Source organism: Stieleria sp., from assembly GCF_041595215.1.
Lineage (GTDB): Bacteria > Planctomycetota > Planctomycetia > Pirellulales > Pirellulaceae > Stieleria > Stieleria magnilauensis.
This window is the reverse complement of sequence record NZ_JBFHKV010000315.1, coordinates 1-8,090: the sequence shown is the minus strand read 5'-3', so window position 1 is coordinate 8,090 and position 8,090 is coordinate 1. Positions and strand designations below refer to the sequence as shown.

The following is an 8,090-nucleotide window of genomic DNA, read 5'->3' as shown; positions in this document are numbered from 1 at the left end:
GTGGCGATCTTGGGCGGGGCAAAAGTCAGCGACAAGATCAACGTGATCAACAACTTGCTGGGGATCTGCGATGCCGTGCTGATCGGCGGCGCGATGGCTTACACGTTTTCATTGGCCAAGGGCGAATCGGTCGGAAACAGCTTGGTCGAAAAAGACAAGGTCGATCTGGCCAAAGAACTGATCGCCAAGGGCGGCGACAAATTGGTGCTGCCGGTCGATACCCACTGCGGTGACGATTTCGGGGACCCCGCGGGATGCAATAAAGAAGTCGTTCCGGCGGGCGAAATCAAAGACGGCTTTGAAGGCATGGACATCGGGCCGGCGACCAGCGCCAAATACTCGGAAATCCTGGCTTCGGCTAAGACGATCGTCTGGAACGGCCCGATGGGAGTGTTTGAGAAGCCGCCGTTTGACGCCGGGACCAAAGCCGTCGCCCAAGCGGTCGCCGACAGCGATTCGATCAGCATCATCGGCGGCGGTGACAGTGCCGCCGCGGTGGACCAACTGGGATTCGCCGACCAGGTCAGCCATGTCAGCACCGGCGGCGGTGCCAGCCTGGCGATGCTCGAAGGCCAGTCCTTTGCCGCGGTCGACCTGCTCGACGAAGCCTAGGGTTCCGCCGCCGCTGGAGGGTCGCGTCGTGGATCCGGTCCATGATCCACGACGGCCGATCCGAACAGTAAGTCAGCGTCTCGTTCGAGGGTAGCGGAACTCGTCAACGGCCCGTCGATGGAATCGACAGACCGTCATGAGCTGCGGCCGACAGGGATGGGCAACCACGCGCTCGCACGGTCGGCTCCGTTGACGACCGTTTCAACGTTTGCAAACCACGTCCCGCTCGCACGGATCTGATGCCCATGACTGCCGAAGACCGACGTTTAGACGAAAGCGCCAAACGCCTTCAAAATTGGCAACGCTGGGGACCCTACCTGTCGGAGCGACAATGGGGAACGGTTCGCGAAGATTACAGCGACGGCGGCGACGCGACGTGGAGCTACTTTCCCCACGATCATGCCCGCAGTCGGGCCTACCGTTGGGGCGAAGACGGATTGCTCGGCATCTGTGACCGCGAAGGCCGGTTGTGTTTTTCGGTCGCCCTCTGGAACGGCCGCGACCCGATTCTCAAAGAACGGCTGTTCGGTGTCACGGGCCCCGAAGGCAACCACGGCGAAGACGTCAAGGAGTGCTATTACTATCTCGATAGCACGCCCACGCACAGCTACATGCGGGCCCTGTACAAGTACCCGCACGCGATTTATCCGTATGACGAATTGGTCGACGTCTCGCGCAGCCGGGAACGCACCGAGCCGGAATTTGAATTGATCGATACCGGCGTGTTTGACCAGTCACGCTACTTTGATGTCGAAGCCGAATATGCCAAGGCCGGTCCCAATGACATTCTGATCCGGCTGAACATCACCAACCGCGGACCGCAGCCCGCCGTGCTGCATGTGTTGCCCCAGTTGTTCTTTCGCAACACGTGGACCTGGCAGTGCACCGATGAAGGCTGCACGACCCGGCCGACGATGAAGCTGGTCGGCGATGTGGTCAAGACCTTTCACGAAACGCTCGACGAATTCTGGTTCGCCTGCGATTGCATGGGCACGCCAGACACCTGGGCGTGGCTGTTCACCGACAACGAAACCAACGCCGACCGCCACCCCGATTTGCCGTCGGAGTCGGAATACTACAAAGACGCGTTTCACCAATACGTCGTCAAGGGTGAAGTCAAAACCGTCAACCCGGATCAACGCGGGACCAAGTGCGCCGCCTACGGACTGGATCTGGTGCTGCCGGGCGTGACCAAGACGATCAAGATGCGATTGTCGGGCGTCCAAGAGCCGATCATCAAGGAAGACTGTGGCGGCGACATCGCGAAATATTCGTCGGCCGCGTTGGGCGAACGCTTTGATGCGATCTTTGAATCGCGAAAGCGCGAAGCCGATGCGTTTTATGAAACACGCATCCCCGATTCGGTCGCCGAGTGTCGGCGCCCGGTGATCCGCCAGGCTTATGCCGGACTGCTGTGGACGAAACAGTTCTACCATTACGTCGTGAGCACCTGGCTGGACGGTGATCCCAACGGGCCGCCGGCCAATGAAGGGCGCAAGCAGGGACGCAACAGCGAGTGGCGTCACCTGTTCAACCGCGACGTGATCTCGATGCCGGACAAATGGGAGTACCCCTGGTACGCCGCCTGGGACCTGGCCTTTCACATGGTTCCGATGGCTCACCTGGATTATGGATTCGCCAAAGATCAGATGATCCTGTTCTTGCGCGAATGGTACATGCATCCCAACGGCCAAATCCCGGCCTACGAATGGCACCTCGCCGATGTCAATCCGCCCGTCCACGCCTGGGGCGTTTGGCAGGTCTACAAGGCCAGCGGGCCGCCACACCATCGGGACAAATTGTTTCTCGCCCGTGCATTTCAGAAGCTGCTGCTGAATTTCACCTGGTGGGTCAATCGCAAAGACCCGCGTGGCAAGAACATCTTTTCCGGCGGCTTCCTCGGATTGGACAACATCGGCGTATTCGACCGCAGCAAACCCCTGCCGCGCGGTCACCTGGAACAGGCCGACGGGACCGCTTGGATGGCGTTCTATTGCGGCACCATGTTGCGAATGGCGATCGAATTGGCCGATGAAAACGAAGCCTACGGCGATATGGCCAGCAAGTTCTTTGAGCACTACATCGCCATCGCCGAGGCGATGAACAGCATGGACGGCTCGGGACTTTGGGACGAGACCGAAGGGTTCTATTACGACCATCTGTTCGTCGACGGGCAATCCATTCCGATCCGCGTGCGTTCGCTCGTCGGGCTGTTGCCGCTGATGACCGGCGTGATTCTGGAAGAACACATCATCGACAAGTTGCCCGGTTTCAAACGACGGATGAAATGGTTCTTGAACAGCCGCCCCGACCTGACGCAACACATGACGTACATGGAGGGCGAAGATCCCGAGGAGACGAAGGTCACGCGACGATTGTTGGCGATCCCCAGCGAAGACCGCTTTCGACGCCTGCTGAGTGTGATGCTGGACGAAACCGAGTTCCTGTCGCCCTACGGAATTCGCAGCATGTCTGCCGCCCACGGCGCCGAACCGTTCGTGTTCGATTTCGGCGGCCAACATCACGAAGTCCAATACGTGCCCGGTGAGAGTGAAAGCGGGATGTTCGGCGGCAACAGCAATTGGCGCGGGCCGATCTGGTTCCCGATGAACTACCTGATCATCCAATCGCTCAAACGCTACCACGCCTTTTATGGAGAATCGTTTCGGGTGGAATGCCCGACCGGCAGCGGGCAGAGCATGACGCTGATGGAAGTCGCGCGGGAATTGGAAAGCCGCTGCATTTCGCTATTCGAGCGTGACGAGAGCGGTGCCCGCCCGGCGCACGGTGAAGAAACTCGCTACCGCGACGACCCCGCCTGGAAAGACCTGATTCTGTTCTACGAGTACTTTCATGCCGACAACGGCAAGGGGCTCGGCGCCAGCCACCAGACGGGTTGGACGGCATTGGTCGCTTCGATGATCCGCAGCCAGGCCGACGTGCCCAAACACGTCGGCACCGAGCTGGTCCCCTGATCGGCGGATGCGTCTGCCGGCGTGACGCTTCAGCGAAACGCCCGGACGCTGGCGCGAACCGGCTGATGTCAAGCGAGGTACTTTTGTTAGCGGCAGGGCGCGAGCCCTCCGGTCTTTCACGGTGTTTTCAAGCCGAAATCGGACGGCTCGCGCCGTTCCGCTACTTCGTTCAGTGCCAAAGTAGGTGGCATTGGGCGCCGAGCCTACGGGCCAAACAAAACGACGCTTCACTTGGCGTCCTGGAGCACGCGCGGCCGATCAGAGGCCCGTCAGGGTCAACACCAGTTTTCGCGAGCCGCCGTGGTTGCGATGCTCGCACAGATAAATGCCCTGCCAGGCACCCAGCAGCAACCGTCCGCCGCCGATCGGAAGCTGGACGCTCGCCCCCATCATGCTCGCTTTGACGTGGGCGGGCATGTCGTCGCGGCCCTCGACCGTATGAACGTAGGGCAGGGATTCGGGGACGGCGTGGTTCATCGCCGTTTCGAAATCCACGCGGACGTCGGGGTCGGCGTTCTCGTTGATCGTCAGTGAGGCGCTGGTGTGTTGGATGAACACGTGCAGCAGTCCCGTCTGAACGGTGGCGATCTCGGGCACGCAGTCCAAGACATCGGAGGTCACCAGATGGAACCCTCGTGGTTTGGCCGGAAGCGTCAATGTTCGCTGAACCCACATACCTAGCACCACCACTACGAAATAGTCGAACCGAAGAAACCGCGGCAAAGAAAAAATTGAAACTTTTTTTCCGCCCGCGAACGATCGAAAACCTAGCGATTGTGCACCGATTTTCCACAGTCGGCAAGGTGACTCTCGCCAAAGGTGTCGTTTTGTACGCAGCCCCATTGACGATTTGCCGGTGAATTGATCCACCGCGGTGGGCCGCCTATGTTAAGATCTGCCCCCTTGGCGCGCGAAGGGTCCATGAACCCGGTTTGCGACGCTTCCGACAGGCCGCTCCGGCGGCGATTTTCGCACCTTGCGGGGGCCCGCAAATCGAAGCATTCCAGACCCGGTCGGGGTCCTGCGGCGGCGTCGGACCACCCAACAATTTTCTTGACTCCCGTCAAGCGACGTGAATAATCCCCTCGTCCCAGCCCGGGTTGCGCGAAATTGTGCCCGCGGGCTAAAAGTTACTGTTAACAAAAAGTGACTGTTGACGAATCACGTGCGTCGGCCTGGACCGATGCACCAAAGTCGTTCAGACATAGTTGTCGAACCCCTACTGAAATCATTGAGCGGAACGAAATGAAAGACATGACCCGATGCAAGAACGTCTTCGAAGCGATCCTTCGTTACGGACACGATGAAGACTTCGTGCCCCATGAAGACGACCGATTCTCGCCGACCGACGCTCCTGCCGGAAGTGCCGAGAAGATTGAAGTGCTGCGTAGCCGAGTGGAACGCGGACAACCGCTGTGGCACAACACGGACCGTGTTGATTACAGCGGCCTGACCGGTGCGATCCGCCCCCGCGAATAGATCGACCCGGTTGCCGTCGTCGCACGGCAGCACCAACGCTGAGAAAGACCCAGTCACCCCGCGAGCCTCGCTCGCGGGGTTTTTTCGTATCGCACGATCTGCATCGCCGCCCAGCCTGCCATCGCCGCCCCGCGATGCATTGCCGGCCCGCTACGCTTTCTCGAACGCCCGCCCCGGCGGGTGATTATCGATTGATCTCAGCCGGTTCGCGCCAGCGTCCGGGCGCCCCAATCAAACTCGACTTAGCAGTATTGGGCTCGCGCCCTGCCGCGATCATCTCGCAAAACGCAGAAACAAAAATGCTTCACAGCGTTGCCCTGTCCAACCGGCTTGTGGCGTAGGACCAACACGTTTCCATCCATGGTGGATCTAAATTGAGTAACGAGTCGAATCAAGATGAGTTTGTCGTCGTCGGTGGCAGCAGCGGGATCGGGCTGGGGCTTGTCAGGCGGCTGGTCCAGGACGGCGCCGCGGTGACCGTGCTGAGCCGGAGCTGGGGGCACGCCGGTGACCTGCCCGGCGTCAAGCACGTGGCGATCGACGTGACCCAAGACGAGGTCTCCGGCGAGCTGTTTCCCGGGGTGATTCGCGGACTGGCCTACTGTCCCGGATCGATCCGATTGAGATCGTTTCGAGGGATCGCACCAGACGCCTTCCGGGAGGATTTTGAATTGAACGTCGTCGGGGCGATCAAGTGCATCCAGGCCGCGATGAAGGGGTTGCGGGCTGCTGACGCGGCCAGCGTCGTCCTGTACAGCACCGTCGCGGTCAAGCTGGGAATCCCCCTGCACGCCTCGGTTGCCGTAGCCAAAGCGGGCGTGGAGGGATTAGCCCGGACACTGGCCGCCGAGCTGTCACCCAAAATCCGCGTCAACTGCGTCGCCCCGGCGCTGGTCGACACCCCGTTGGCCAGCCAGTTCTTTGGCGACCAAGAGAAGGAACAGGCGATGGCCGCGCGGTACCCACTGGCACGTACCGGAACGATCGACGACATCGCTTCGCTGAGCCACTATCTGTTGACCGACGGGCCGTGGATCACCGGCCAGACGCTGGGTGTCGATGGGGGCATGAGTACGGTGAGGAAGTAGATCCTCGTCCGATACGCCGTTGCCCGTTGCAGCAGTGTGCATGGCAGCCAGATCGCGAACCCGGAGCGAGACAACCGGGTTACAATCAGCGAATGGTCCATCGAAAATCGTTCCTCGTCCTCTGGCTCTTCTGGGTCTCCGCCTCGAGTGCCCAACACCCCTTGCCGCGGATCATCACTTGTGGATGGAACGCGCCGACGGTCGCACAGTTCGCCCGCGATCTGGACAAGATGCCTGGCGAGTTGCCGCTGACCGGTTGTGTGTTGACGCTGCATGCCGATTCGGGAAATCCGGATCCGCTGGCCACGGCGCACGGGACCGACGACTGGAGCCAATTGGATGTCCGTCGATCGATCGAAGCCGCCGCGGGCGTGTCCAAAGAATCGATGCCGGACAACTATCTGTTGCTCAAGGCGAATCCCGGGGCGGTGGATTGGTTCGACGACGACGGCTGGCAAACGATCGTCGACCATTATCGCATCGCCGCCGGCCTGGCCCGCCAAGCAGGGTTGCGTGGGCTGCTGTTAGACTTTGAGCCCTACACGGATCCGCACCGACAATTTCAGTATTCACGACAGGCTGCTGCGACGGAGCACGATTTCGCTGATTATCAAACCGCGGCGCGACGCCGCGGTCGCGAAATGATGAAGGCGATTGCGGCGGAGTTCCCCGATGCCGAAATCTGCACGTACTTCCTGCTCAGCTACTTCATCGACGACCACCACCATCGCGGGCCTTCTCCGGTCGGCCGTAGCGACGATCAGTGGTGTTTGGCCGGTCACGCTTATGGTCTCTTGCCGGCACTGGTCGACGGTTGGTTGGATGTTCTGCCACCCTCGATCACCCTGATCGATGGATGCGAAAACGGCTATTGGTTCACTTCGGCCCGCCAATTTCAACATTGTGCCGAAGCCGTCCGAACGCAAGGCGTTCAGCTGGTTGCCGTCGAGAATCGAGAAAAGTACAGCAAGCAAGTCCGCGTGGCATTCCCGATCTATCTTGATGCCATCCATCCCAAACTTGCCGGCCAGTACACGCTGCAGCCCACTCGGTCCGATCGGCTGGCACTGCTGAAGCGGAACCTGAACGCGGCGATCGCATTCGGCGACGGATTGGTCTGGCTGTATGGCGAACAGGGTCGCTGGTGGCCCGAAGCCGGTGACGAGTCGCTCTGGAAAGGCAAGGATACCTATCCGCATTGGGAGACGTTGCTGCCGGGCATTTCCCAAGCGATCCAGTCGGTCGTCGCGGACGCAACCCAGCAATCTGCACTGAAGGTTCAGCCGCCAACGAAACCATCGGCTCAACCAGATTCAGAACCATCAGAATCAACCGCAGCGGGCGGCGACGGCGAAATCGGCGCGAGTGTGCTCGATCTGGAACCGGTCTGGGAGACCTTCAAAGCAGATCCACGCGGAGCCGTGGTGCTCGGCAACGGCCAAGTGACGATCACCGCGGCGGAGGACGCGAGCGGCATGGCGACCTTCACTATCGAGCCGAATCGCCGCTACATGATTCAGGTGCAAGTGGTCCAGCAAGGTCGCGGTTTGACGAGGATGTCGATCCGCTGGCAAACGCCTGACGGACAGTGGCGCACAAGCAGAGAGGACGACGTCGTCGCGTACCCGCCCGACGGTGACCCGTTCACACCGCGGACGATCACCGCGATCGTCACCGCACCGCCCCGGCCACACCGCATGGTCGTGATCTGCAACGCATCGCGTCAATTGACCAACGATGATGCGGCCCTGTTTGGAAATTTGTTGATCGGCGTGGTCGACGATTGATCGTCTATCCCATGGCCTGCGGTTAACCGCGGCCCCGTTCCAGCAGCACCAGCATCAGCAGCGCCATCAGCGAACGAAGTTCGTCGTCTTCGGGTACTTCGTTCAGCTTTTCCAGGGTGAATTTGCCTTCCCAGAAAGCGGGCTTCTTG

Annotated in this window: 6 protein-coding genes; 5 read left to right on the top strand and 1 reads right to left on the bottom strand. The window is 60.4% G+C overall.

Annotated elements, in window-relative coordinates; genetic code table 11:
• Both pgk and ABX749_RS13890 read left to right on the top strand, forming a co-directional pair.
• Positions 1-612: phosphoglycerate kinase (pgk, locus tag ABX749_RS13895; RefSeq protein ID WP_372896499.1), on the top strand; the 612-nt coding region annotated here is incomplete at its 5' end.
• Positions 613-857: 245 nt separating this feature from the next.
• Positions 858-3,587, top strand: coding sequence for a glucosidase (locus ABX749_RS13890; RefSeq protein ID WP_145221194.1), 2,730 nt, complete (start codon positions 858-860; stop codon positions 3,585-3,587).
• A gap of 258 nt (positions 3,588-3,845) precedes the next feature.
• Here the strand turns inward: ABX749_RS13890 and ABX749_RS13885 are convergent, their stop codons facing one another.
• Complete coding sequence (locus tag ABX749_RS13885; protein ID WP_145221192.1) at positions 3,846-4,262, bottom strand: secondary thiamine-phosphate synthase enzyme YjbQ; 417 nt, start codon at positions 4,260-4,262, stop codon at positions 3,846-3,848.
• A gap of 579 nt (positions 4,263-4,841) precedes the next feature.
• Here ABX749_RS13885 and ABX749_RS13880 point away from each other — a divergent pair.
• The 3 genes from ABX749_RS13880 (at position 4,842) to ABX749_RS13870 (ending at position 7,941) form a co-directional block, all read left to right on the top strand.
• On the top strand, positions 4,842-5,066 hold the full coding sequence (locus ABX749_RS13880) for a hypothetical protein (protein WP_095741771.1): 225 nt from the start codon (positions 4,842-4,844) through the stop codon (positions 5,064-5,066).
• Positions 5,067-5,440: 374 nt separating this feature from the next.
• Positions 5,441-6,154: an SDR family NAD(P)-dependent oxidoreductase gene (locus ABX749_RS13875; RefSeq protein ID WP_372896498.1), complete on the top strand. Its 714-nt coding sequence runs from the start codon at positions 5,441-5,443 to the stop codon at positions 6,152-6,154.
• Between the two features lie 92 nt (positions 6,155-6,246).
• Complete coding sequence (locus tag ABX749_RS13870; protein ID WP_372896497.1) at positions 6,247-7,941, top strand: hypothetical protein; 1,695 nt, start codon at positions 6,247-6,249, stop codon at positions 7,939-7,941.
• The last annotated feature ends 149 nt before the right edge of the window (positions 7,942-8,090 follow it).

Coding starts and splice junctions, on each gene's coding strand:
- ABX749_RS13890 (WP_145221194.1), top strand. CDS start 858: ATGACTGCCGAAGACCGACGTTTAGACGAAAGCGCCAAACGCCTTCAA.
- ABX749_RS13885 (WP_145221192.1), bottom strand. CDS start 4,262: ATGTGGGTTCAGCGAACATTGACGCTTCCGGCCAAACCACGAGGGTTC.
- ABX749_RS13880 (WP_095741771.1), top strand. CDS start 4,842: ATGACCCGATGCAAGAACGTCTTCGAAGCGATCCTTCGTTACGGACAC.
- ABX749_RS13870 (WP_372896497.1), top strand. CDS start 6,247: ATGGTCCATCGAAAATCGTTCCTCGTCCTCTGGCTCTTCTGGGTCTCC.